Source organism: Litchfieldella anticariensis FP35 = DSM 16096 (assembly GCF_000409775.1).
GTDB classification, from domain to species: Bacteria; Pseudomonadota; Gammaproteobacteria; order Pseudomonadales; family Halomonadaceae; genus Litchfieldella; species Litchfieldella anticariensis.
Map to the genome: position 1 here is coordinate 1,116,801 of NZ_KE332377.1, position 26,045 is coordinate 1,142,845.

General features: G+C 60.0%; 22 protein-coding genes. 10 read left to right on the forward strand and 12 right to left on the reverse strand.

Translation table 11 applies throughout. The features are described from left to right. Window positions 1-21 precede the first annotated feature (21 nt). The 7 genes from L861_RS05325 to L861_RS05355 form a co-directional block, all read right to left on the reverse strand. Entirely contained in the window at window positions 22-1,353 is a 1,332-nt protein-coding gene (locus L861_RS05325) for an MFS transporter (protein ID WP_016415543.1), read from the reverse strand. A gap of 116 nt (window positions 1,354-1,469) precedes the next feature. Next, on the reverse strand, window positions 1,470-2,519 hold the full coding sequence (locus L861_RS05330) for an ABC transporter ATP-binding protein (RefSeq protein WP_016415544.1): 1,050 nt from the start codon (window positions 2,517-2,519) through the stop codon (window positions 1,470-1,472). Then, a complete protein-coding gene (locus tag L861_RS05335; RefSeq protein WP_201766406.1) occupies window positions 2,516-3,595 on the reverse strand; it encodes an ABC transporter ATP-binding protein in 1,080 nt (359 codons plus the stop codon). The genes L861_RS05330 and L861_RS05335 overlap by 4 nt, the downstream gene beginning before the upstream one ends. A 63-nt stretch (window positions 3,596-3,658) precedes the next feature. Further along, entirely contained in the window at window positions 3,659-4,351 is a 693-nt protein-coding gene (locus L861_RS05340) for a GntR family transcriptional regulator (RefSeq protein ID WP_051283758.1), read from the reverse strand. 65 nt (window positions 4,352-4,416) lie between these two features. After that, entirely contained in the window at window positions 4,417-5,283 is an 867-nt protein-coding gene (locus L861_RS05345) for an ABC transporter permease (protein ID WP_016415547.1), read from the reverse strand. A gap of 43 nt (window positions 5,284-5,326) precedes the next feature. Next, the gene (locus tag L861_RS05350) at window positions 5,327-6,274 is read right to left on the reverse strand and encodes an ABC transporter permease (protein WP_016415548.1); all 948 of its coding nucleotides are present in this window, start codon (window positions 6,272-6,274) and stop codon (window positions 5,327-5,329) included. A 107-nt stretch (window positions 6,275-6,381) separates the two neighbouring features. Next, on the reverse strand, window positions 6,382-7,923 hold the full coding sequence (locus tag L861_RS05355; protein ID WP_016415549.1) for an ABC transporter substrate-binding protein: 1,542 nt from the start codon (window positions 7,921-7,923) through the stop codon (window positions 6,382-6,384). A 367-nt stretch (window positions 7,924-8,290) separates the two neighbouring features. Between L861_RS05355 and L861_RS05360 the strand changes: the two genes are divergently transcribed. The 9 genes from L861_RS05360 (at window position 8,291) to L861_RS05400 (ending at window position 20,134) form a co-directional block, all read left to right on the forward strand. After that, the gene (locus tag L861_RS05360) at window positions 8,291-9,679 is read left to right on the forward strand and encodes an aminotransferase class III-fold pyridoxal phosphate-dependent enzyme (protein WP_016415550.1); all 1,389 of its coding nucleotides are present in this window, start codon (window positions 8,291-8,293) and stop codon (window positions 9,677-9,679) included. 94 nt (window positions 9,680-9,773) lie between these two features. Further along, window positions 9,774-12,338, forward strand: a complete 2,565-nt coding sequence (locus tag L861_RS05365) for a heavy metal translocating P-type ATPase (protein WP_016415551.1) — start codon at window positions 9,774-9,776, stop codon at window positions 12,336-12,338. 52 nt (window positions 12,339-12,390) lie between these two features. Beyond that, window positions 12,391-13,482 carry an NADH:ubiquinone reductase (Na(+)-transporting) subunit F gene (locus tag L861_RS05370; protein ID WP_016415552.1) on the forward strand — a complete coding sequence of 364 codons (1,092 nt, stop codon included), beginning with the start codon at window positions 12,391-12,393 and terminating at the stop codon, window positions 13,480-13,482. A gap of 106 nt (window positions 13,483-13,588) precedes the next feature. Beyond that, on the forward strand, window positions 13,589-13,774 hold the full coding sequence (locus L861_RS05375) for a hypothetical protein (protein WP_016415553.1): 186 nt from the start codon (window positions 13,589-13,591) through the stop codon (window positions 13,772-13,774). Between the two features lie 93 nt (window positions 13,775-13,867). Further along, window positions 13,868-14,539 carry a haloacid dehalogenase type II gene (locus tag L861_RS05380; protein ID WP_016415554.1) on the forward strand — a complete coding sequence of 224 codons (672 nt, stop codon included), beginning with the start codon at window positions 13,868-13,870 and terminating at the stop codon, window positions 14,537-14,539. A 211-nt stretch (window positions 14,540-14,750) separates the two neighbouring features. Next, window positions 14,751-16,394 (forward strand): ABC transporter substrate-binding protein, encoded by a 1,644-nt coding sequence (locus L861_RS05385; protein ID WP_016415555.1) that lies wholly within the window; start codon window positions 14,751-14,753, stop codon window positions 16,392-16,394. A 242-nt stretch (window positions 16,395-16,636) separates the two neighbouring features. Beyond that, a complete protein-coding gene (locus tag L861_RS05390; protein ID WP_016415556.1) occupies window positions 16,637-17,593 on the forward strand; it encodes an ABC transporter permease in 957 nt (318 codons plus the stop codon). Further along, complete coding sequence (locus L861_RS05395) at window positions 17,590-18,474, forward strand: ABC transporter permease (RefSeq protein WP_016415557.1); 885 nt, start codon at window positions 17,590-17,592, stop codon at window positions 18,472-18,474. Before L861_RS05390 ends, L861_RS05395 begins: the two co-directional genes overlap by 4 nt. 4 nt (window positions 18,475-18,478) lie before the next feature. Beyond that, on the forward strand, window positions 18,479-20,134 hold the full coding sequence (locus L861_RS05400) for an ABC transporter ATP-binding protein (protein WP_016415558.1): 1,656 nt from the start codon (window positions 18,479-18,481) through the stop codon (window positions 20,132-20,134). Window positions 20,135-20,201: 67 nt separating this feature from the next. Here L861_RS05400 and L861_RS05405 read toward each other — a convergent pair whose 3' ends face one another. Genes L861_RS05405 through L861_RS05415 form a run of 3 tightly spaced genes read right to left on the reverse strand, consistent with a single transcriptional unit; the run spans window position 20,202 to window position 23,204 of the window. Beyond that, on the reverse strand, window positions 20,202-21,008 hold the full coding sequence (locus tag L861_RS05405) for an ABC transporter ATP-binding protein (protein ID WP_016415559.1): 807 nt from the start codon (window positions 21,006-21,008) through the stop codon (window positions 20,202-20,204). Then, entirely contained in the window at window positions 21,002-22,063 is a 1,062-nt protein-coding gene (locus tag L861_RS05410) for a FecCD family ABC transporter permease (protein WP_016415560.1), read from the reverse strand. The genes L861_RS05405 and L861_RS05410 overlap by 7 nt, the downstream gene beginning before the upstream one ends. A gap of 4 nt (window positions 22,064-22,067) precedes the next feature. Beyond that, window positions 22,068-23,204, reverse strand: coding sequence for an ABC transporter substrate-binding protein (locus L861_RS05415; RefSeq protein WP_016415561.1), 1,137 nt, complete (start codon window positions 23,202-23,204; stop codon window positions 22,068-22,070). 215 nt (window positions 23,205-23,419) lie between these two features. On the opposite strand from L861_RS05415, the gene L861_RS05420 reads away from it, so the two are divergent. Then, a complete protein-coding gene (locus tag L861_RS05420; protein WP_021029110.1) occupies window positions 23,420-24,157 on the forward strand; it encodes an RNA methyltransferase in 738 nt (245 codons plus the stop codon). 96 nt (window positions 24,158-24,253) lie between these two features. On the opposite strand, the gene L861_RS05425 is transcribed toward L861_RS05420, so the two are convergent. Both L861_RS05425 and L861_RS05430 read right to left on the reverse strand, forming a co-directional pair. Further along, a complete protein-coding gene (locus L861_RS05425; RefSeq protein ID WP_016415564.1) occupies window positions 24,254-24,553 on the reverse strand; it encodes a hypothetical protein in 300 nt (99 codons plus the stop codon). Then, window positions 24,550-26,007, reverse strand: coding sequence for a sigma-54 interaction domain-containing protein (locus tag L861_RS05430; RefSeq protein ID WP_016415565.1), 1,458 nt, complete (start codon window positions 26,005-26,007; stop codon window positions 24,550-24,552). Before L861_RS05430 ends, L861_RS05425 begins: the two co-directional genes overlap by 4 nt. Between the last annotated feature and the right edge of the window lie 38 nt (window positions 26,008-26,045).

The window sequence follows — 26,045 nt, forward strand, 5'->3', positions numbered from 1 at the left end:
ATCGACCGGTGGATATCCCATTTATAGACGTTCCACTCTGCCACCTGCCATTGGCCAAGTGCCATGCAGGTCATCGATCACGATAGGATGGGAATGCCGCTGACCTTGGGCATCCACCAGGTGCGGGTCATCCAAAGGCAGATCCGCGTGCACATGCTCTACCGTGACGGCCAGTCTCGCTGGCCAGGCCCGCACAGCCAGCAAAGTTCCCAGCAACGCCAGTATGCCAAGCACCAGGAAGGCAGACTCCATACCGAACCAGGCCCCCACCACGCCGGCAGTGGGATAAGTCACTAGCCAAGCCGCATGGGCAATGGAGAAGTGTGCCGCGAATACGGCCGGGCGGTCGCTTTCGCTCGCCGTTTGAATCAATACTCTGCCTGCAGTGGTCACACCCGCTCCCAGAGCAGCCCCCAGCAGTGGCCACAGCAGCAACAAGCTCCATAAGGTCTGAGGGGCCAATGCCCCGATGCCCAGCGCAACCACCGTGATGATGCACCCCACCAGCATGATAGCCCTGTCCTTCATATGATTGAGCAGGTGCGGCACCAGCAACGCCACCGTCATGGAGCCGGCACCGAAGCACGCCATGACGAGTGCCACGTCACGCTGCCCCAACCCCAAGACGCTCTGTACGTAGACCACGGTGTTCACCGCCACCATGGCGCCACCCGCTGCGATGGCGAAGTGGATGGCCGTGAGCCCTTTCAAGCTGGGAGTGTTGAGGAAAATTTTGACTCCGCGCAGTGCACGGGTGGCGAAGGAACGCTGCTGGGCACGTTCGAAGTGCGGAAGCGCAGTCATCGCGATGATCGCGGCCGAAGCGAACAGCCCCACAGCCGTGCCGACGAACAACAGGTTGAAGGACACCAGGGTCAACAGATAGGCCGCCAGTAGTGGACTCATCAGGTTTTCCAGATCGTGCGTCAGCCGTGTCAGGGCAAGCCCCTTGACATAGAGCCGCTCCTCGCGCAGCACGGCGGGGATGGTGGCCTGCAACGTCGGCGTGAAGGCCGCCGATGCCGACTGCAGGGCGAAGATCAACACGTAGATCTGCCACACCTCGGTGACGAAGGGCAGCACAAGCACCATGACCCCACGCAGCAGTTCCAGCAGGATCAGCACCTGGCGCCGTGGCAAGCGTTCGGCGAAAGCCTGAGCCAGCGGCGCGACGACGACATAGGCCCCCATCTTGATGGCCAACGCCGTACCCATGACCACCCCTGCCCTCTCCCCCGCCAACTCGAAAGCCAGCAGTGCCAGCGCGATGGTGGTCAGGCCGGTGCCCAGTAGCGCGATGCACTGGGCAGAGAACAAGCGGCGATATCGCCAGTCACGCAGCGGTTCAAACATGGTTGGCGCCGCTAACCGGCCACGCGTTCGCGATGGCACACCGGAACGTCAAGCGTGGTGTTCGAGGGCATGGGTTTTATTCGCTTTTCTTGTTGATCCAAGTAGGGTGGTTGGTTCTACCGCATCTCTGCCATATCCGTACGGATGGCGAGGCTACCGCTTTCTTCCACAGCGGAGTGGAATGGGCAGCGAACCTGGTGCCCATCGCTGATCGCAATTAAATCCGGGAGAGCTCGCGCGCACTCCGCCCTGGCGATGGGACAGCGAGGATGGAAGCTGCAGCCGGAGGGAGGATCGAGCGGACTCGGCGGTTCACCGCGCGCCATGGTGCACCCATCAAGCCCTGTCTCTTCGAGCATGGAGGCATTGATCAGCGAGCGCGTATAAGGATGGCGCGGATTGTTGAAGAGCTCCTCGCTCTCGGCGACTTCCACGATGCGGCCCAGATACATCACGGCCACTCGCTCACACAGGTAATGAACGACGCGCAGGTCATGAGAAATGACCAACAGGGTAAGGTTGTAGCGTTTCTGCAGGGAGGCCAGGAGGTTCAATATCTGGGCACGCATGGAGGAGTCTAGTGCCGACGTCGGCTCGTCACACACCAGCACTTGCGGGTCGAGGAGAAGGGCACGAGCAATCACCACCCGCTGCAACTGACCACCGGAACACTGGCTGGGGTAACGGTTGATGAAGCTCGAATCCAGGCCCACATCTTCCAAGGCACGGAGAATCCGCTGCAATCTCTCGGGCCTGGTGCCGATGCGATTCTGGGACAGCGGCGCATATAGGCTGCGGCCTATCGTCATGCGAGGGTCCAGCGCACTGAACGGGTCCTGGAACACCAGCTGAACGGTGCGCCGTAGACGCTTGCGCGACTCTCCCCTGGCCGCAGAGACGTCGATACCATCGATATCGATATGCCCCGATGTCAGTGACGACATGCCGAGAATCAGCCGAGCCAGCGTGCTCTTGCCGCAGCCCGACTCGCCCACCAGCCCCAGGGATTCGCCCGGAGCCACCGAGAGGCTGATGCCATCCACGGATCGCACCTGCCGACGCCGGCGCAGAAGACCGCCACGCAGCGGGTAGTATTTCACTGCGTCCGTTATCTGGAGAATGGCAGACGGGGAATGAGATTCGGATCGTGCCTCGACGGCCATCATGACGTCTCCTCCGTAGCAGACTGACAGATCTTGATGGCCTGGGCCTGCATATCATCTGACGCACCGACCCAGCAGCGTGCGCAGCAGGCAGGACCATCATGCTCGACCATGGGCGGGGCGACCCGCGAACAGATTTCGGGGTGTCCCCACTTTTCGGCAACCTGGCAGCGTGAACGAAACCGGCACCCTGGCATCTTGGATAGCAGTTCCGGTGGGTTACCGGGAATGGCATACAACTGCCCCGACTCGTCCGACTCCAGGAGCGCACAGTGGATCAGCGACTGGGTGTAAGGGTGCTTCGGGCTGTGCAGGATCTCGTCGGTTGTCCCCTGCTCCACGATCTCTCCCGAGTACATCACGGCCACGCGGTCCGCGATCGCCGAGACGACGGAAAGATCATGGGTGATCAACAGGATGGATAGATTGTTCTCCCGGCGCTTGCGATCCAGGAGTTGAAGAATCTGCGCCTGCACGGTGACGTCCAGAGCGGTGGTGGGCTCATCGGCGATGAGGAGGTCGGGTTCACCACTCAACGCCGCCGCTATCATCACACGCTGCGCCATGCCACCGGACATCTGATGCGGATAGTTCTTCATCCGCTCTTCGGGCTCGGGAATCCCTACATCGCGAAATAACTGTACGACCCGCTCGTGTTCCTCTGCAGCGGAAAGGTGTTGGTGAACATGTAACGCCTCGCCGGCTTGGGCACCCACGGTGCAGGTCGGATCCAGCATCACGTGTGGCTGCTGAAACAGCATCGCAATCCTGGATCCGCGGATTTCATTGAAACTGTCCTCGGACAGGGAAAGCACCTCTTCCCCACCCACCCGTACCGATCCCTCGAGAATCGAGATGCCGGAGGGCATCAGGCGCATCAAGCTACGCGCGGTCATGCTCTTGCCGGATCCGGATTCACCCACCAAGGCTACGACTTCGCCGCGCCGAATCGTCAGGTTCAGGTCATTGATGATAGCGCCGACACCGGGAACCCCTACCGTGAGGTGCTCGACTTCGAGAACCGGTTCACAGGCTTCCGGTCGTACCTGGTGCTGCATTATTGTTTGATTGGCAAGCATCTGGAACCCCCTCGTTGTGATTATTCGGGTGATTGTCGCTCATTCAGTTTCAGTTCTGCCGGCTCAGCTTTGCTCCGCACGAGTGATAGTCGTTTGTACCGTTCCTTGTCTCGCTTTTTCCCACGCATTGCGGATGGTCTCGACCGGCTCCTGGAGGTGATCGGCGATCGCCGCTTCGAGTTGCTCCGCATCACCACTCGCTATCAGGTTCGCCAAGTACTCATGCTCTTCAATCAGCCGCCCACGTCCGCGGTATACCCCAAGCAACTGGTTGAGGCAGAGCCCCATTTCCGCCATGAGCGTAGCGAACAAGCGTGACAGCCGCTGACTGCCGGCAGCATTCACCAACTCGGAGTGAAAGCGGATATCCTGGGCAGCGACTTCAGCCCAGTCTTCCTGTTCGGCAGCTATGCGCATGGATTCCACGATCGACAGGAGCCGTTCGGAAAGTCCTTGCCTAGCATCGGAGTGGACGATTCGCCGCAATGCCGCACGCTCCACGGCGTCACGAGTAAAGTAGATATCTTCGAGATCGTCTTCCGTGAGTTCCGGTACGAATACTCCACGATGAGGCACACTGATCAGCAACCCTTCCTGCAGAAGACGTTGAATCGCTTCCCTGACCGGCCCACGACTGACACCACAGCTTTCGGCGACCAGTTTCTCGTTCAATTGCATGCCTGGGGGATAGACGCCGGAGAGAATCGCATCACGAATTTGTTCGGTCACCATGCTGGACATGGTCAATCGAAGCACGGGTTTTGGTCCTGAATGTAACTTCATCATGGCGCAACCCTTCATTATCATTAGTGAAATATCAGTCACTTATTATCATGCCGCCACTTCATTTTTTCATCCATGTGTGCCTCGAGGCCTTGTCCGATCAAGGTGACACTCAGTGCGGTAATGAAGATCGCCAGACCGGGAATCAGCACTAGCGAAGGGGCACGATCCAGGTAGGGAAGCGCTTCTGCCAGCATGGCGGCCCAGTCCGTATCAGGCGGTTGCACACCGAGTCCCAGGAAGGACAGGCTGCCCACCGTGATCAACTTGTGGCCAAAACGCAGGAAGGCTATCGTGGCGAGCGGCCTCAGGACATTCGGAAGCACGTGATACAGGATAATGTAGCTCCGTGAACAACCGAGTATCTCCGCTGCCCGGATGTAATCCTTAGCATTGATTTCCAGTGCCAGCCCGCGTGTCATGCGCGCAAAGGGCGTCCAGCCAGTCAGGGTGAGCGCCAAGATCAGCGTGCCATAACCGGGCCCCAGAATGGCAACCAGGAACAGCGCCACCAGCACATCCGGAAACGAGATCACCAGATCCACTATGCGCATCAGGAATTCGTCAACGGCTCCGCCGATCCTGGCACTGATCGCCCCCAATAGCGTGCCGACCACGGCCGCGATCACCAGGGTAATGGCAGTAATGGAGACCGAGAATTGGCCGCCGTAGAGCAGACGGCTGAAGACATCCCGGCCCAGGTGATCGAGCCCCAACCAGTGTTCTGCACTGGGGCCCGAAAAACGACCCGAGAGCGTCATGCTCGAGGGATCGTGTAGTGCTATCCAAGGCGTGAGAAGCAACAGTACGATCACTGTGGCGAACACGATGCTGGCCAGCAACAGCGTACGGTTGTGTCGGGAGATATGGACAACGAAGGACCACGCCATATGCACGTTGCCCATTCTCGATCTCATGCTCTGCACACTGTCCGGAGACACTGGGGTATTAAGCTGCGGCATTGTCGATCCTCACCACTGGGTTGAGAACGGTGTAGGCCAGGTCCGTGAGCGTGTTGATCAACACGGCAAAGGTGACGATGGCGACCAACCCCGCCTGGAGGACCGGAAGGTCGCCATTGACGATTGCCGAGTAAACCAGCCGCCCCATGCCGGGCACCGCGAAGATGACCTCGATGACGACCGCACCGCCGAGCAGACCGGCCATCCACACGGAGAACAGCGTGATCACGGGTAACAGCGCATTGCGCAAGCCGTGAGCGATCAGCGTACGCCGAACGCTCAAGCCGCGGCTGTGTGCCGCCACGATATGGGGCGAGTTGAGTACGTCGATCATCGACGCTCGCATGACTTGGGTGAAATAACCCATGGGACGCAGAGACAAGGCCAGGGCAGGCAGGATCACTGACTCCGGCCCCCGCCAGCCTGCCGACGGCAACCACCCCAGATAGAGAGCGAATACCAAAATGCTCATGGGGGCGAGCCAATACTCAGGCACTGCCACGAAAGCCTGGTTAAGCGACTTGACGATGGAATCGAAGGCACTGCCCTGACGCAGGGCTGCAATGCTGCCGCAGGGGACGGCTACCGCGAAAGCGAAACCCAGAGCGGCCAACGTCAACACGATGGACACCTTGAGAGCTGACCAGACTTGCTCCATCACCGGTTCACGGCTCATGTAAGAATTGCCGAAATCGCCAGTCACGGCATTACCCAGCCAATCCAAGTACTGAACCAGTAAGGGCCTGTGCATCCCCAGCTCGATACGCAACGTCTCGATGGCGGCCGCATCCAGGTCCAGACGACCGAAACGTGCCCGGGCAAGCGCCCGCACCGGATCCGTATCTCCCAGGTAAGGAATCAGGAAGACCAGAAACGATACGACCAATAAAGCCAGAGCAAGCACCGCAAGTCGGCGTAATATGAAAATCCACATGCTATCAACCCTCCCAGTGATCTAGTGAACCCCGCTTAAAGGCGGCACAGTGGTTCGTCGGGAAACGCTGACATGTTGTGCCCACCAGCGTTTCCCGTCAGGAGTCACTATTGGGAGTTAATCTTCAGGTCCTTGTGCAAGGCGGTGCGCTCATAAGCATGCACCTGGTAGTTCTCCACGTTCTTGGATACCGCCTCGCTGATGGTTTCGTGGATCAAGAACACATTCACCGCCTCTTCCTGCAAGCGTGCGGCAATTTCTCGATAAATGGCATTGCGAGCCTCGGGCTCCACCATGGCGCCGGCTTTTTCCAACTGTGCGTCCACCTGCGGATCACAGAAGCCGGCCAGGTTGTAGCCACCGTCACAACCGTAGTCCGCTTCCAGCGTGCCAATCGGATCGGCGACATCGGTGAGGTAACCTCGCGACAGCAAGACCATGTCGAAATCGCCTGAGAGCAGCTGTGGCTCGATCGCGCCATATTCCGAGACCCGAATATTCACTTTCATACCCAACTGCTGAAGCTGGAACTGTATGACTGCTGCAAGATCAGCCAGTACCGGTCGCTCCACATAAGCCAGCAACTCGAACTGAAGCTCGCTCGCCGGCACTCCCGACTCCGCCAGTAGCTGGCGGGCCCGTTCCAAGTCCTGGGGAATTACGGATGCATTCTCCGGCGCCCAGGGCGTGTTCGGTGAGAACTGCCCCACCGCCGGGTTCACTGAGCCTTCATAGACTGCCTCAGCGATACCCGTCACGTCGATGGCGCTCTGAATCGCTTGGCGAACCTTCATGTTGTCCAATGGTGCGACACGATTATTGAGGTAGAGCGTGGTGGTGCGCGGCGCCTCGATGGTCTTCACCTCCAGCGAACCCGAACGCTCCAATTGAGCTAGCGCCGACGCCGGTATCTGGCGAGCGATATGAATCTCGCCGGTTTCCACCATCACAGAGCGCACCTTCCCGTCAGGAATATAGCGCACCTCTGCTTCGGCCAACTGTACCTCACCACCCCAATAGTCTTCGTTACGCTTGAGTTCCAGGCCTTGACGGGGAATCTCGCGAACGATCTCGAATGGGCCAGTGCAGTGTCCTACCGGGTTGATGCCGCCGTTGGCAAATGCTGCCGGCGACAGAATTCCAGTATTGGTGCTGGCCACGCGGTTAGGCACGAAAACGTCCGGAGACTTGGTGATGACGCGAACGGCGCGCTCACCCGCCGGCTCCACAGACTCGATCACACCGGGATTGAATCCGCGCGGCGGAGAAGCCACATTCAGTACCCGGTTCAGCGCATCGCTGACCACTTGCGGCGTCAACGCAGTTCCATCATGAAATGACACCCCTTCGCGCAACTGGAACTCCCATTCTGTCGGCGACACCTGCTCCCACGACTCGGCCAGTGCCGGCTTTATCGAGGCGTCGTAGTCCATATACGTGAGTGACTCCAGGCATCCGGCCCGCGACAACACATAGGAATCGATGGTCTCCAGCGCCCACCCCGAGGCCGGGGTGAACAGCTCACCGAAGACGACCTTTCCTCCAGAGGCGGCCAAGGCCGAAGCGGCCATAGGGCCGATCATGGCAGCGACCGCCACCCCTCGAAGCAGGGAAGGAGCCGCCTTCAGGTAATTTTGAACATTCAACATTGTCTACCCCTCTAGCTTGTTATTGTGCAAAACGACATGTAGCGAAGAACCTCTCGCGGGGCATCCTGCCGCTCTTGTTCTTATTCTTTTGGGTGTGCCGTGATGGCAGTGTTTAGAAACCTAGACCTTCCCATGCTGGGAAGGTCAAGAAACCAGATCTGACACACCTTGATGTTGTCCAGCGGCGCGCGCTGGTGGTTCATAAAGCAAAGGGTCTCTCGCAGAACATCCTGCCGGCTGTGTTGTTATTTTTGCCAGATTAGTGGAAAGATAGATTGATTAAAGCATTTTGTTAACATTATTTTGTCTACAATCAGCAAATGTCTTCAATGCACAACCGTAGGCGCAAGTGAGGGAGGGGCACGAAATGGGGAACAACTATCTACATGGGCTGGATCGGGCACACCTGGTACATCCGGTAGTCTCCTGGAGTTCGCACGAGCAACGAGGAGCCACGATTCTCGAATCCGGCAGTGGCGCCTACCTGCGCGATAGCGAGGGGCGTCAGTATCTCGACGGTTTTTCGGGACTGTGGTGTGTCAACATCGGTTACGGTCACGATAGTGTCGCCGAGGCAGCCACCCGGCAGATGCGACAACTGCCCTATGCCACCGGCTATTTCCACTATGCCAGCGAGCCATCCATCCGCTTCGCCGAGGCCATCGCACAGCGCACCCCGGGGGATCTCGACCATGTCTACTTCACCCTCGGTGGCTCGGACGCCGTCGACAGTGCCGTACGCTTCATCCGCTATTACCACAACGTCACCGGCGCCCCCCAGCGCAAGCACTTCATCGCCCTGGAACGGGGATACCACGGCTCGTCCAGCACCGGCTCGGGACTGACCGCCCTGCCGCTGTTCCATGATCATTTCGACGGTCCTTCAGCATTCCAGCACCACATTCCCTCTTACTACCCCTACCGCAACCCCGTTGGCCCAAGCGAGGAAGCCATCATCGCCGAATCCGTGAGAGCCCTGCGGGCAACTGTCGAGCGTCTGGGTGCGGAGAACGTGGCCGCCTTCTTCTGTGAACCCATCCAAGGCTCGGGAGGCATCATCGTCCCGCCGCGTGGCTGGCTGAAGGCGATGCACCAGGTATGCCGCGAGTACGGCATCCTGCTGGTGGTGGATGAAGTGATAACCGGCTTCGGCCGTACCGGCCCGCTCTTCGCCCTGGAAGACGAAGGCGTGGTCCCGGACCTGATGACCATGGCCAAGGGCCTGACGTCCGGCTATGCCCCACTGGGTGCCGTGGTGCTCAGCGAAAGGATTTACCGGGGCATCGCCGACAATGCTCCAGCGGGTAAGCCAGTGGGACACGGTTTCACCTATTCCGGTCATCCGGTGAGCTGTGCGGTAGGCCTGGAAGTGCTGAGACTCTACGAAGAAGGCGGCCTGCTGGCCAACGGTCAGCGGGTGGGCGCCTACTTCCAGCAGCGCCTGGGCGAGCTGGAAGAGCACCCATTGGTGGGCGAATCCCGGGGCCGGGGGCTGCTGGGTGCCGTGGAACTGGTCACCGACAAGGCGCGCAAGACCAAATTCGACTCGTCTCTACGACTGCCTGATCGGCTCCTCACCCTGGGCCGGGAGCGCGGACTGATCTTCCGGGCCTTCGCCGACGACATCCTGGGCTTCGCGCCACCGCTGTGCTGCTCCTGCGAGGATATCGACCTGCTCATCGAGCGCCTGTCCTCGACCCTCGATGCCGCCTTGGACGAACCGGATATCCACGCCGCTCTCCGCCATCGCCTTTGATAAGAAACAGGCACCTGGCCCCTTGACCTTCCCATCATGGGAAGGTCTAAGCTCCTGAACATTGCAATCGCGGCACACCAGAGGAGCCTGGACCATGCCAACCGACGAGATAAGCAAGTTGGAATCGACCAAGGGGCATGCCCCTGCCAGCGGTAACTCATATTCGCTGGGAATCGAGGGCATGAGCTGCGCCTCGTGCGTGGGCCGGGTCGAGAAAGCGATTCGCGGTGTGGCAGGGGTCACCGATGCCTCCGTCAACCTGGCCACCCAACGGGCACAGATAGTGTTTGCCACGGGCCAGGAGGATGTCACCAGTGTGGTGCAGGCGGTGGAGACCGCCGGCTACCCTGCCGTCACCGATACCATCGAGCTGACGGTCAAGGGCATGAGTTGCGCCTCCTGCGTGGGCCGCGTGGAACGCAAGCTTGCCAGTGTGCCCGGAGTGCTCGACGCCAACGTCAACCTCGCCACCGCGACGGCAACCGTGAAAGTGGCGGCCGAGGCCGTGACCGCGCCACGTCTGATCGAGGCGGTGAAAGCCGCAGGTTATGAAGCCGAGGCCGCCAGCGACGCACCGGATCGCAGTGACCGCGAGCGCGAAGCCCGCGAACAGGAAATCGCCGGGCTGAAGCGCGCCGTCACCATCGCCGGCATCTTCACCCTGCCCCTCTTCGTGCTGGACATGGGCTCGCATTTCATTCCTGGCCTCCATCACTGGCTGCAAATGAGCGTCGGGCAACAGAACCTGTTCTACCTGTTCTTCGCCCTGGCCTCGATAGTGCAATTCGGCCCCGGACTGCGTTTCTACCAGAAAGGCTGGCCCGCGCTGATGCGTGGCGGACCGGACATGAACTCATTGGTCATGTTGGGTACCACTGCCGCCTGGGGCTATTCGGTGGTCGCCACCTTCGCGCCCCAAGTACTACCGGCTGGCACGGTGAACGTCTACTTCGAAGCCTCGGCCGTGATCATCACGCTGATCCTCGTCGGCCGCTATTTCGAAGCGATTGCCAAAGGCCGCACCAGCGAGGCCATCAAGGCGCTGATGCAGCTTCAGGCCAAGACCGCCCGCGTGGTCCGCGATGGTCAGGAAATGGAAATTGGCATCGATGAAGTGCGCCAAGGGGACATCGTGCTGGTCCGTCCCGGTGACAAGATTCCCGTGGACGGCACGGTCGTCGAAGGCAGTTCTTTCGTCGACGAATCCATGATCACCGGCGAACCCGTGCCGGTACGTAAGGAAACCGGTGCGGAAGTGGTGGGCGGCACCATCAACAAGGTGGGTAGCTTCACCTTCCGGGCCACCAAGATCGGTGCCGATACCCTGCTTGCCCAGATCGTACGCATGGTCGAACAGGCACAAGGTTCGAAGCTGCCCATCCAGGCCATGGTGGACAAGGTCACCAACTACTTCGTGCCTGCGGTGATCGCCGCAGCCCTGGTCACGGTGGGCGTCTGGCTGATCTTCGGCCCTGCGCCAGCCCTGACCTTCGCCTTGGTCAACGGCGTGGCGGTTCTGATCATTGCCTGCCCGTGCGCCATGGGCCTGGCCACGCCCACCTCGATCATGGTGGGTACCGGCAAGGCCGCAAAGATGGGTGTGCTGTTCCGCAAGGGCGAAGCCTTGCAATCACTGCGGGATACCAAGGTGATCGCGCTGGACAAGACCGGCACCCTGACCAAGGGTCGGCCCGAACTCACCGATCTGGTCGTGGCCAAGGGCTTCAACGAAGCGGAAACCCTGCACCTGGTGGCGTCCGTGGAGCGCCAGTCGGAGCACCCCATCGCCGAGGCCATCATCAACGCAGCCAAGGCGCGCGGTATGGAGCCAACCGCAGTCCAGAGCTTCGAGGCCATCCCCGGCTTCGGTGTCACGGCACAGGTGGATGAGCATCGCGTGGAAGTCGGTGCCGACCGCTACATGCGCAAGTTGGGCCTGGACGTAGAGGTATTCGCCAAGACCGCACATCGCCTCTCCGACGAAGGCAAGTCACCGCTCTATGCCGCCATCGATGGCCAGCTGGCCGCCATCATTGCCGTTGCCGATCCGATCAAGGAGTCCACGCCTGCGGCCATTCGTGCCCTGCACGAGGAAGGTCTGCAGGTCGCGATGATCACCGGCGACAACCAGCGTACTGCCAAGGCCATCGCCCGCCGTCTGGGAATCGACAAGGTCGTGGCCGAAGTACTGCCCGACGGTAAGGTGGATGCGGTGAAAAGCCTCCAGAGTGAAGGCGACCGAGTGGCCTTCGTGGGCGACGGCATCAACGACGCCCCTGCCCTGGCGCAGGCCGACGTGGGCATCGCCATCGGTACCGGCACCGACATTGCCATCGAATCCGCCGAAGTGGTGTTGATGTCCGGCGACCTACGCAATGTGCCCAACGCCATCATGCTGTCGCGGGCCACCATTCGAAACATCAAGCAGAACCTGTTCTGGGCCTTTGCCTACAACACCGTGCTAATCCCAGTGGCCGCCGGCGCACTGTTCCCCGCCTTCGGGATCCTGCTCTCGCCGATCTTCGCCGCCGTGGCCATGGCCGCCTCGAGCATCTGCGTGCTCACCAATGCCCTGCGCCTCAAGGGCTTCCAACCGCCAATCGCGATCGAAGCGGATGAGATCGCAGCAGCGGGCCGCCAAGTCTCCCAAACCGCCTGAATGACAACGCGCCCCCAGCGGGAGGCGCACAAACGACGTTCGGAGAACAACAATGAGTCACGACGTTCAGATCACCACAGCAGGCAAGACCGTCACCGTGAAGGACGGTGATACCATCCTCGATGCCGCCATGATGGCAGGTATCAGCTACCCCCATAGCTGCCGCGCCGGTCGTTGCGGCGCGTGCAAGTCGCGGCTGGTGGAAGGTGAAGTCGAGTTGCTCCCCCACACACGCTTCTCCCTGACCGACGAGGAGCGTGACGCCGGGCTGGTGCTTGCCTGCCGCGCCATGCCGCACAGCGACTGCACCATTTCCTGGTTGCGCGATGACGAAGCGCTCGCCACTGCTCACCCAGTGCGTAAAGTAAGCTGCACTGTTGTGGAGCTCGATGAGCTCACCCACGACATCAAACAGGTCCGACTACGCGTGGAAAACGGTGAGCCTTTCTCCTTCACGGCCGGCCAATATGCCCAGGTGACCTTTCCGGGATGCCCGAGCCGCGAGTACTCCATGGCCAACCATCCGGACGACCCCATCATCGAGTTCCACGTGCGTCATGTACCGGGCGGTACCACCAGTGCGCATGTAGCCCACGAGTTGGCGGTGGGAGACACGGTGGAAGTGGAAGGACCGTTTGGCACCTCGTATCTGCGCGAACGTCATGCCGGCCCCATCGTGGCGGTGGCTGGCGGTTCCGGCCTGGCACCAGTGAAATCCATCCTCGAAGCAGCGCTTGCTGCCGGCATGCGCCAGCCCATCCACCTGTACTTCGGCGCCCGCGACGAGCGCGATGTTTACCTGGAGCCCCGTCTCCAACGCCTCGTCGAGCGCCACGACAACCTGCAGACCCATATCGTGCTTTCCGAGCCCAATGGCCCCACCGAGCGCAAAACCGGCCTGGTCACCGAGGTCATGGCCGCCAACTGGGACAAGGTGACCGGCTGCCGAGCCTACCTGGCCGGCCCGCCACCCATGGTGGAAGCGGCCACCGAACTGCTGTTGGCGCGTGGTGTGCCGGTGGACAACATCCACGCGGACGCCTTCTACACCTCGGCCGACCGCGACGCCATGGAAACGGAAGCCCCAGCGCCCCAAAGCAATGTCGAGAAAAGCTGCTCGTGCTGCCACACGGCTTCCTCGTAACGCCACTACCACGGCGACCTCAGAACCAGGTAAGCCATGGGGCGTTGCCCCCATGGCTTGCCCCCACCCCCTTTGGCATCACCCGCGTGTCTTATTGACACCCCACGTGGCCAGCCAGCTATCCCCCCACGCCCTGGCCCGCTCCTGGCGAGTCTCGGAAGCACTGAAGCTCGTCATCGTCGACTTGAACGAATATTTGATGGTGAAAACTTCCAGCCAATATGACTCGCCGTGGGTTGTGCCAGAAATGGCCATCAATACGGAGTTTTATGCTTTCACCACCACCGATTAGGCATCATCTGCCCAGCCTTGGATGATCTAATCACCCCATTGCGAAGTGTCATAACCACCCAGCAGCCCCATCACCTTATATAAGGATAATAAAATGAGCGTATTTAGACCCAAATACATCACCTTCGACTGCTACGGCACCCTGACCAATTTCCAATTGGGCAAGATGACGCGCGAGATCTTCGCCGACAGGATTCCCGAACCCGAACGCATGGATCGCTTCGTAAGCGACTTCAGCGCCTATCGCTATGACGAAGTGCTTGGTGACTGGAAGCCCTATGCCGAGGTCCTCAAGTCGGCCCTCGAGCGTACCTGCAAGCGCTGGGGTATCGAATACGACGACGCCGAAGGCCAGAGCTATTACGACGCCGTGCCGAGCTGGGGACCGCACCCCGACGTCATCGAGGGCTTGTCGAAAATTGCCGGCAAGATTCCTTTGGTCATCTATTCCAACGCCATGAACGAGCAGATCGACTCCAACGTGGCCAAGCTCGAGGTGCCGTTCCACAAGGTCTTCACCGCCGAAACCTTCAAGGCCTACAAGCCGCGCCTGGCAGCCTTCGAGGCCATGATAGACACCCTCGGCTGCGCCCCCGAGGAACTGTTGCACGTCTCCTCGAGCTTCCGCTACGACCTGATTCCGGCACATTTAATGGGCATCAAGAACAAGGCGTTCGTGGCCCGCAATCATGAACCCTACTGTCAGGGCTACGGTGCCACCGAGATTCGCGACATTCGCGAGTTGCCGGCCTTGGTCGGACTCTGAGCCTGGAAATATTGCCCGGGCCAGTACGACTCAACGGCAATGCCTCGAACAACGACAACGAGAGGGAAGAATAGCTCCGCGGTTTCAGGAGTATTGGCATTGAGGACATGCCCCGGAGCAGGGATTGCCCGGCAAGAATAATTACCTAGCACGCGGTTAGATTTACCAGCCCACAAGAAATGCAAACATCTGCTAGCGAGAGGAAAACGTCATGACCAATAAGAAGAATCCCCCCACCATTCTGAGTGAATCCGAGCAAAGTGCCCGGATCCATGAGGCCATGCGACGTGGAATGTCACGACGTGATGCCTTGAAGACATTCGGCGTCGCCGGGATGTTCGCTGCCAGCACCGGCGGTCTGCTCGGCAGCAGCCTTGGCTATGCCAGTGAAGGCACCAGTGGGACACCCCAGCGCGGCGGGCGTATCCGCGTCGCAGCGCATGCCGCCTCGACCTCCGATACACTCGATCCGGCCAAGGGATCGACCGCAATCGACTACGCCCGTCATGAGATGTTCTACAACGGCTTGACCGAGTTCGACGAGCGACTCATACCGCAGCCGGCGCTAGCCGAGCATTTCGAGACCAGTGACGGCGGCACGACCTGGCTATTCACCTTACGCCGTGGGGTAACCTTCCACGATGGCAAACCGCTGAGCGCCGCCGACGTGGTGTTCTCCATCGGCCGCCATCAGGATCCAACCACCGGCTCCAAGGTGATGTCGCTCACCACGCAGATCGCCGACATCAAGGCACTTGGCAGCCAACAGGTGCAGATCACCCTCAACTCTCCCAACATCGAGCTGCCGGTGATCCTCGCTGTGTCGCACATGAAGATCGTACCGGAGGGGACCGTCGACTTCTCCAAGGGAATCGGCACCGGTCCCTTCCGTTGCCAGGAGTTCAGCCCCGGGGTACGCTCGATAGGCGTACGTAATGACAACTACTGGCGGGAAGGACGTCCCTACCTCGACGAGATCGAGATGGTCGGCATCAGCGACGAGCCGTCACGTATCAATGCGCTGCTCTCTGGCGATGTACAGCTTGTCAATGAAGTCTATGGCCGCTCCGCAGAGCGCATCGAACTCTCCACTGGTCATGCGGTCAAGTCGGTCAATTCAGGCAACTATACCGACCTGGTGATGCGTGTCGATCAGGAGCCGACCAGCCGACCAGCGTTCGTTGAGGCGATGAAGTATCTCTTCGACCGCGAGCAGATCAAGCGTGCCATATTTCGCGACTACGCCGAAATCGCCAATGATCACCCGATTGCATCAAGCAACCCCTACTACTTCGGCGATCTTCCGCAACGCCCCTACGACCCGGATCGTGCCCGCCATCTGCTCAAGCAGGCAGGTGTAGAGGGTGCACGACTGCCGGTCGTCGCTTCCCCAGCGGCCAGTGGCTCAGAGGATATGGCCGTATTGCTCCAGCAGTCGGCGCAACAGGCGGGCCTGAATCTGACGATCAACCGAGTGCCTTCCGATGGCTACTGGTCCAACCATTGGATGAAGCATCCACTTGGTTTCGGCAATATCAATCCGCGTCCGACCGCCAATATCCTGCTCTCGCAGTTCTTCCAGTCCAGCGCGCCGTGGAATGAATCGGGCTGGAAGAACGAACAGTTCGACCAACTGCTGACACTCTCCCGTGCGGAGCCCGATCAAGCGGTACGTAAGCAGATGTATGCCGACATGCAGACCCTGATCCACGAGCACTGCGGTATCGGCATTCCCGTGTTCATCAACACTATCGATGGCCGCGACAAGCGACTCAAAGGCTACGACCGGACCATCCCGCTCGGTGGCTTCATGGGCTATACGTTCGCCGAGCACGTCTGGTGGGACGAAGCCTGATCCTGTCCGCGTGACGCCGGAGGGGTCTCCCATCAGGGTTTGTACGAAAAGTCGCCGAGCGATGGCCAGACAAGGCAAAAATCAGCGAGAACGCGGAGTTTACGTAGGTGTAAATGAGCATTTCGAGCTGTTTTTTAACGCCGTATGGCCGAGCGCAGGCAGTTTTCGGATAAAGCCTAGCGCGTTGGTGGCCCGTCGCCATGACGGGCTGCCGTCCTCGTACACAGAGTCGGAATCAGGTCATGAACAACTCCATCTTCAAGATAGTGCTCGGTCGGCTGTCGTCGGGGGTATCGACACTGCTGATCGTCTCACTGGTGATTTTCGCTATCACTTCGCTGCTGCCCGGCGATGCCGCGCAGCAGATCCTTGGCCAGTTCGCCACTCCCGAACAGGTCGCCGCACTACGCATCCAGCTCGGCCTCGATCAACCCGCACCACTGCGTTACCTGAGTTGGCTGGGTGGTCTGCTGAGCGGTGATCTCGGCCAGTCGGTGAGCAATGCCATGCCGGTCAGCGAATTGATGGCGGGGCGCCTGCCCAATTCGCTGCTGTTGGCCGGCATCACCACTGTAATCGCGGTGCCAATCGCCCTACTGCTCGGCATCGCGTCGGCAATGTGCCGCGATCGCTTTCTCGATCGGATACTCAACGTCTGCACCCTCTCCATGGTGGCGGTGCCCGAGTTCCTGGTCGCCACTCTGGCAGTGCTGATCTTTGCCGTGCACCTCGGCTGGCTGCCGGCACTCTCCTATGTCTCGACCGTGGAAGGCATCGGCGACTTCATCCGTATCTACGCGATGCCGGTGCTGACGCTGTGTGCCGTGCTGGTGGCACAGATGGCACGCATGACCCGCGCAGCCATCATCAACCAACTCGATAGCCCCTACATCGAGATGGCCCGGCTCAAGGGCATCGGCCCATTGCGGCGGGTACTGAACCACGCATTACCCAATGCGCTGGGGCCGATCGCCAACGCAGTGGCCCTGAGCCTCTCCTATCTGCTCGGGGGCGTGATCATCGTCGAAACGATCTTCAACTATCCGGGAATCGCCGGCCTGATGGTCGATGCCGTTGCCAACCGCGACCTGGCTCTCGTACAGGCCTGCGCCATGCTGTTCTGTACCGCCTACCTGGTGCTGGTACTCATTGCCGATCTCTGTGCCATTCTCTCCAACCCGAGGCTGAGACACCAATGAACAACTCCATACTGGACTCACGACGCCCGTCGTCAGAGCCGGAATCGCGAGTTTCGGCCGCGCGGCGGCATGTCAAGCCACTCAACCTGACCCGCTGGATCGGCGCAACGCTGGTCATCTTCTGGCTGTTGGTGGCAATTTTCGGCCCGATGCTGGCACCCCATCCGGTCGGTGCACTGGTGGCCGACGACATGTATTCCGGGGCCAGTGCCGCGTTCCCGCTGGGTACCGATTATCTCGGCCGCGACATGCTCAGCCGGATCCTCCATGGTGCCCGCTATACCGTGGGGTTGGCACTGATCGCGGCGGTACTCTCCAGCTTGATCGGCGCGAGCCTCGGCATGCTGGCGGCACTCGCGCCACGTTGGCTCGATGAATCGGTGAGTCGACTCAATGATGCGCTAATCTCGATCCCCAGCAAGATGCTGGCGCTGGTGATGGTTTCCGCCTTTGGCGCTTCGATCCCGTTGCTGATCGTGACAGCGGTGATCAGCTATGCACCCGGCGCCTTCCGCATCTCCCGCAGCCTCGCCGCCAACATCGCGACGCTGGAATACGTGCAGGTTGCCCGTACCCGCGGCGAGGGCAAGCTCTACATTGCCGCCGTCGAGGTATTGCCGAACATGTTCCATCCGGTGCTCACCGACATGGGCATGCGCTTCGTGTTCATCGTGCTGCTGCTCAGCGGCATGAGCTTCCTCGGCCTCGGCGTACAGCCACCGATGGCCGACCTGGGCTCGCTGGTACGGGAAAATATCGGTGGCTTGAGCCAAGGGGCGCTGGCGGTGATCGGGCCGGCTCTCGCGATCGGCACGCTGACCATTGGCGCCAATCTGCTGATCGACAGCCTTTCCGCGAACCGCGGACAACAGGGAGAATGACGCCATGATGGGAGAACCACTCGACGTTCGTGATCTGCACGTTACCGCAATCACTCCGAATGGCGATGAGATCGATATCGTCAAGCAGGTCAGCTTTTCCCTCACCCAAGGAGAGGTGCTGGCGCTGATCGGCGAGTCCGGCTCGGGCAAGACCACCATTGCGCTTTCGCTGCTGGGCTATGCCCGACGCGGCTGTCGTATCTCCGGTGGCAGCATACGGCTGGGCGAAAGCAGCATTCTTGATCTGCCCCCTGCTGCCCTGCGCGATTTGCGCGGTCATCGGGTCTCCTATATCGCGCAGAGCGCCGCCGCCTCGTTCAACCCGGCCAAGTGCTTGATGGAGCAAGTGATCGAAGGCGCGTTGCGGCATGGGGTGATGTCACGCCGAGACGCGGAAGCAAAGGCGGTCGAACTATTCCGTGAGCTCGCCCTGCCTGATCCCGAGGGGATCGGTTCACGCTATCCGCATCAGGTCTCCGGCGGCCAGCTACAGCGCCTGATGGCGGCCATGGCCCTGATCACCGACCCGGCGCTGGTCATCCTCGACGAGCCCACCACCGCACTCGACGTGACCACCCAGATCGAGGTGTTGCGCGCCTTCAAGCGAGTGGTGCGCGAGCGCGGGACCACGGCGATCTATGTTTCCCACGATCTTGCCGTGGTGGCCCAGATGGCCGATCGAGTGCTGGTGCTCAACGGTGGCGAGATCCAGGAGCAGGGTGACATCGATCAGATCCTCGACCGTCCCAGTCATCCCTATACCAAGAGCTTGCTCGAAGCGGCACGCCCCGAGGAGAGGCTGACGCCACCCACTCTGGAACGCCAGGGTGAGCTGCTGAGGATCGACGACTGGCAGGTGGGTTACGGCCAGCGCGACGCCCAGGGCATTCCCGCCAAGGTGGTACTCGACGACATCTCATTGTGCCTCGAACGCGGCCAGGCGCTGGGGGTGATCGGCGAATCGGGTTCCGGCAAGTCGACCCTGGCCATGGCCGTTGCCGGCCTGACCGCCCACTCCCGAGGGGAAGTCGTGTTCAACGGCCAGGAGCTCTCAACCACGCTGCGAGGGCGGACTCCCGATCAGTTTCGCCGCATCCAGATGGTCTTCCAGAGTGCCGACAATGCGCTCAATCCGGCGCATAACGTCGAACGGATCCTGACCCGTCCCCTGCGCACTTACTTCAAACTCGATGAAGAAGAGCGTCGCCGCCGCGTACGCGAATTGATGGATCTGGTGAAATTGCCACACTCGCTGCTCAGCCGCCGGCCCGGGGAACTTTCCGGTGGCCAGAAACAGCGCGTCAACCTCGCGCGGGCACTGGCGGCGAAGCCCGACCTACTGCTCTGCGACGAAGTCACCTCGGCGCTCGATACGGTGGTCGGTGCGGCGATCCTGGAGTTGCTGGTCGAGCTCAGAAGCAAACTCGGTGTCTCGTTGCTGTTCATCAGCCACGACATTTCGACGGTACGCGCGCTGTGTGACGACGTGATGGTGCTCTACAAGGGGCAGTGCGTGGAGAGCGGTGACTGTGCTTCGGTGATCGCCTCACCTCAGCATCCTTACACCCAAAAGCTGATCGGTTCGGTGCCCGAGTTGCGTCGCGGCTGGCTGGAATCACGGCCAAGTTTCGCTTCGCTCGAGCAAGATTGCGTAGCATAGCACCCACACCCTCTACCTCGATAGCAGCGATACCCTGATCGATAACGATCAGGGTATCGTCATGGCACTACGCGCCTTGGGAACACGATTCGGCAGCCAATCGGGTAAATGTCTTGCCCTTCTCCGCCACGCTGTCGACGATGACCTGCCCGAGTCCACGCGAGCATGGCTCGATACGCGCCTCGACGTGGTAGACCTCGCGCAAGAGAGCGGACGTGATCACCTCGGATGAAGGACCACAGGTGATCATCTGGCCGTTGGCAATGACCAGGGTCTGATCGGCAAAGCGTAGCGCATGATTGAGGTCATGCAGGGCGATCAGCACCACCATGCCGCGCAGGCGAGCAAGACTCCTCACATGGGTCAGCACTTCCATTTGCCGCGAGAGGTCGAGCGCCGATGTCGGCTCATCCATCAGCAGGATATCCGGTTCTCGTACGAGCGACTGCGCCAAGCTTGCGAGCTGTCGCTGACCACCGGACAGTTCCCCAATGTTCTTGAAGGCAATACCTGAGATGCCGAGTGCATCCATAGTCTCGTCGATGTACTTGAGATCATCATCACCAACGGACCAGGAAGAACCTTGCTTGCGTGCGAGCAGGATCGATTCGTAGACGGTGAGTACCGAGTTGGCCGAGGTGTCCTGCGGCATGTAGCAGACAGCATCCTGCTCCTGCTTCACCCCTTCGATATGCACCTGCCCTGGCCCTCGCAGCAGTCCGGCGATGCGCTTGAAGAGCGTCGACTTGCCCGCCGCATTGGGGCCGATCACGGCCACTACCTCGCCGCAGGTAAAGGCCGGCGTCGTCACGCCCTGGACCAGGAGTTTCCTGCCGTAAGACGCGCCGATATCATCCAGCCGAAGGGTTACCATGAGCGCCTCGTGTTGGAGAGGATGAGGGAGATGAAGAAGGGAATGCCGATGAGCGATGTGACGACACCGATCGGAAAGATGGTTCCGGGCACGAGGGCCTTACTGAGCACGGAGCTGGCGGAAAGGATAAGTGCCCCGGACAGCGCAGAGGCTGGCAGGAAAAAGCGCTGATCCTCACCGATCAGCATCCGAGCGATATGAGGCCCCACGAGCCCGATAAAACCGATCGTGCCGACGAAGGCCACGGGTATGGCAGCCAGCAGACTCACCATCATCAGCGTTTCCAAGCGCAACCGCGTAACCTTGATACCAAAGCTCGCCGCTTTTTCCTCGCCCAGCCTGAGCGCCGTCAGCGCCCAGGCGCGTCGTGCAAAGATGGGCAATACGACGAGCAAAGCGAATGTGGTGATGGCGAGCTTCGGCCAGGTCGCCTTGGTCAGGCTTCCCATGGTCCAGAAGACGACCGCGGCCAGGGCCTGCGAAGAAGCGAGGAACTGGACGAGCGCCAGCAGGGCATTGAAAGTGAATACCAACGCGATGCCCAGCAGCACGATGGTCTCGACCGTCACGCCACGCTTGATGCTTAGCAGATGGATGAGAAGCGCCGCCAACATGGCCATGACGAAGGCGTTGATCGGTACCACGTAGGCGATGGCCGCGGGAATGATGGCTACACCGAAAGCCAGCGCCAAGGCTGCACCGAAACTCGCGGCGGCCGAGATGCCTAGCGTGAATGGGCTGGCAAGCGGGTTGTTGAGGATGGTCTGCATCTGTGCGCCCGCCACGCTGAGCGCCGCGCCGACGACCACGGCCATCAGAGCCACCGGCATGCGGATCTCCCACACCACGACGCGCACCTGCTGGCTCACGCTGCCGGGAGCGAGCAGCGCCCGCACGACCTCGTCGAGGCCATAACGGGCGGGACCGAGTGCCAAATCGACACACAGGCTGAAGATCAGCGCCAAGCCGAGTCCCAGCAGGATCAGTTGTCGCCGCCTGACCAAGGCGCGGTAGCGACTGCGTTCCACGCCTGTGGCCGATTCGGCGCTAGCCATGGGCTCACTCATCGGTTAGCGAGACCCAATAGCCGGGCCGATAGCTGACCGGGAGGAACCTTTCGTGCAGTTCGCGGAAGGTCGCCTCGGGATCGAGATCGGTGAAGAGCTCGGGATGCAGCCACTTCGCCATCTGCTGGATGGCGACGAACTGATAGGGGCTGTTGTAGAACTGGTGCCAGATGGCATGCATCTGCCCCGTCTCGACGGCCGCCACACCGGTCATCGCCGGCCGCTCGGTCAGCGCTTCGAGCTTGCGCAGCGCTTCCGCTTCGTTCTGGCCTGGACCGACGCCGACCCAGTTGCCACCGGGCACATAGGCTTCCCAATAACCGCCGGTGACGATGACCTGGTCTGGGTTGGAGGCAATGATCTGCTCGGGGTTGAGCGTACCGAAGGTGCCAGGAATGATGTCCTTGGCAATGTTCTCCCCGCCGGCCATTTCGACGAACTTGCCGAAATTATCGTCGCCGAAGGTCATGCAACAATCGTCTGAATAGCCGCCAGCACGGTCGATGAAGACGCTGGGACGCTCTGGATCCGCCTCTTCGATGACATCGGTGACGCGACGGATCTGGGCAGCGCGCCAAGTGGAGAACTCCTCGGCCCTTTTCTCTTCACCAAACAGTTGGCCGAAAAGACGCATGCTCGGCTCGGTATTGGCGAAGGGATGCTCCCGAAAGTCGACATAGACTACGGGAATGCCGGCGGCGTCGAGCTTCTCGATATATCGGGCGTCTTCCGTCGCCTGCTTCGACTCGATGTTCATGATCACCACATCGGGATCGAGGGCAACCGCCTGCTCCACGTCGAAGGTGCCGTCCTTGAAGCCACCAAAGGTCGGAATCTCCGCCATCTGTGGAAATTGCTCGAGATAGATGGCGTAGTTGTCGGGATCGGCCTGGCTAAAATCCTCACGCCAACCGACCACGCGTTCAAAGGGGTTGGCCGTGTCGAGCGCAGCCACGAGATAGATCTGCCGCCCTTCCCCCAGAATGACCCGTTGTACCGGAACATCCACCTCGACCTGTCGGCCAGCGACATCGGTCACCGTGACGGTCTCCGCCTGCGCTTGGAGAGTCGGGGACAAGGCGACGAAAAAGGCGATTGCGGCACCTGCCGCAAGCTTGCGGAGATTCATGGCGGTCTCATGTGTGATTGGGAAATGCGCGGACTTTATCGCGAACGCGACATATTCTCAAGCGCAAAAAGAAGGAAGAAGGAAGCCGTAAGCCGTGAAGTCTGCCTGATGCCATGGAAGTCCCGATTTTTCTTATAGCTTATGGCTTACAGCTCTCTTCTTGCTAGGTACACTCTCTTCAGCTCGCTTCCGCCACCGCTGTCTCGATACCCACCATGCTCTCGAATATCCGCATCGTTCTCGTCCAGACCTTCCATCCCGGCAATATCGGGCAAACCGCCAGGGCAATGAAAACCATGGGGCTGACCGACCTGGTATTGGTCAATCCTCGCTGCTTTCCGGATGACGAGGCAACGCGCCTGGCCGCAGGGGCCGAAGATGTCATTGATGCGGCGCGGGTGGCAGAGACGCTGAGCGACGCCGTTGGCGATTGCGTACAGGTGGTTGGGGCCAGCGCCCGACTGAGAAGCATGCCATTACCGCATTACGACGAACCCGATGAGATGGCCCGCGATGTGGTGGAAAAGGCCATCACGGACCCGGTGGCGCTGGTGTTCGGACGTGAGCGCTTCGGACTGACCAACGACGAGATCGGCCACTGCAGCCATCAGGTGAGCATTCCTGCCAACCCCGACTACGGCATTCTCAACCTGTCACAGGCGGTGCAGGTATTGGCCTATGAGGTATTTCGTGCCTGGCGTCGCCGTCCCGGAAGTGGCTTCATCCCGCAACGACCAGCGCACGACCGTCCGCCGACACACGAGCAGCTACATCATTTCCATAGCCACCTGTCACGGGTGATGCAGGCTAGCGGCTTCCTGACCCAGCCACATGCCCATACCGAGAAACAGCTTCAAGCGCTGTTTGCCCGCGCACAGCCCAGCCGCAAGGAGCTTTCGCTGTTACGCGGCCTGCTCAGCGCCTTAGAGCCAAAAGATGCGGGTGAGAACTGAAACCACCTAAAACTCGGAATCGACTCCAGCGTTGCTTGACTAATATTCATGCCCCATCGCGAAGGTAGCCTCGCGCGAGTTTGCAGGTAGTGGAGTTCAAGCGATCTTACCAAGCTCCACCAATGTCCGCATGAGGGTAGTCACTGATTCCTCGGGAAGCGCATATTCTTGCATCAACGCCTTGAGACGGCGCTCGAAAGCCAACTGATTTTCGCGTTCCTGCTCAAGGCGACGCTCCTCCGAAGACTTGGTTTCTTCTATCTTCGGCGAAGCGGAGGATTTGCTGGTGATACCTTCCAGTTCCCTGAGAGCTTCGGCGAATGCATCATCGAGTTCACGGAATTTACGCAACTTCTCGCGTTCATCCATGGCTTTGTGTGGTTTCTGATATTTCATTCGGGTCTTTGACAATGACTCTTCACTAATGATGGAGAAATTCTCAGCCCATATTTATTTAGCTTGCGCACCACACTGGGCTGACTGATTCCCAAGCGATCAGCCATGGCATAAGTGCTAGGCAATTGCTGACATAGCCGGGCGAATATATCGCGCTCGATACGCGCTATGGCCTGCTTGAGGGTTTCCTTCTCACCGAGCTGAGCGGTGTCGGCATGCGGAAGCGGATGCTTATCCGACAGTATACCGCTATTGGTGGTATTGGCGAAACTTGCCGGTGATACCTGGGCATTGCCACCGATGACATCGTCGGTAGCGGACAGCCAAGCCCGCTCCAGCCAGTTTTCCAATTCCCTTACATTACCCGGCCAATCGTGCGTCATCAACTCGGACCATTGGCTGGCATGTAAAATCTTGTGGCGGCCGTAACGCTGATTGAGCCGCTCTAGTTGCAACTCGACCAAGACGGGAATGTCTTCGCGACGCTCGCGCAGTGGAGGCAAGGTTACCGGAATCACATTCAGTCGGTAGTAGAGATCTAGCCGGAACGTACCATCCTCTACCCTTCTGGCCAAGTCCTGATTGGTGGCCACCACCAAACGGAAATCGACCCGCCTCGGTTGAATGTCGCCAAGGCGTGTCAAGCTGCCATCCTGGATCACCTTGAGCAACTTGGTTTGCATCGGCAATGGCAGTTCGCCGATTTCATCCAGAAACAGAGTGCCACCATCGGCTTGCTCCAGCAAACCGGCCTTGCCTTGGCGAGTAGCACCACTAAAAGCCCCGGGCTGATAACCGAACATTTCGGATTCGAACAGGCTTTCGGGAATGGCCGCGCAATTGACATCGATGAATGATCCGTCGCTACGCTGGCTCCAGGCATGCAATTGGCGGGCAAAGGCAGTCTTGCCGACACCAGACTCACCCAACATCAGCACCGTAGCATCGCTGGGTGCTACACGCTTCAGCAACAACGCAATCTCACGCATCACGCCACTACGCACTTGTAAGCTATCCAACGCAAGCTCATCGCTGATCGAGGTGGCGCTGGAGCGTTTGAGATGTTCGCTGAAGCGCTGCTGCAGCAACGCGTATTCGTCTTGCAAAAACTGCAGGTCGGTAAGATCCATCGAGCGACTTACTACCCGCTCGAGCTTGCCGTCGACGAATACTGGATGAGCCTGGGCGATCACACGTCTTCCTGCTCCCGTCTGTTGCATGAGCTGTGCAGGCTGGCCGGTTCGAATCACTTCCATGCTTACCGAGGGTTTGAGTACACCTCGTTCGACGAGTTGCTGCACGGTGGAGGCGCATAGCTCCTCACGAGACATCCCATAGACCGCCGCCGCTCCAGGACTGACATCGATGACCCTCCCCTGGCCATCGACGATAAAGAAATGGTCGTGGGCGGTATCGATGATGGTTTTCAAGACGTGGCTATCAATGTCACTCATGACCACTCCCCTAACAAATACTGTGATGCATTATTGCA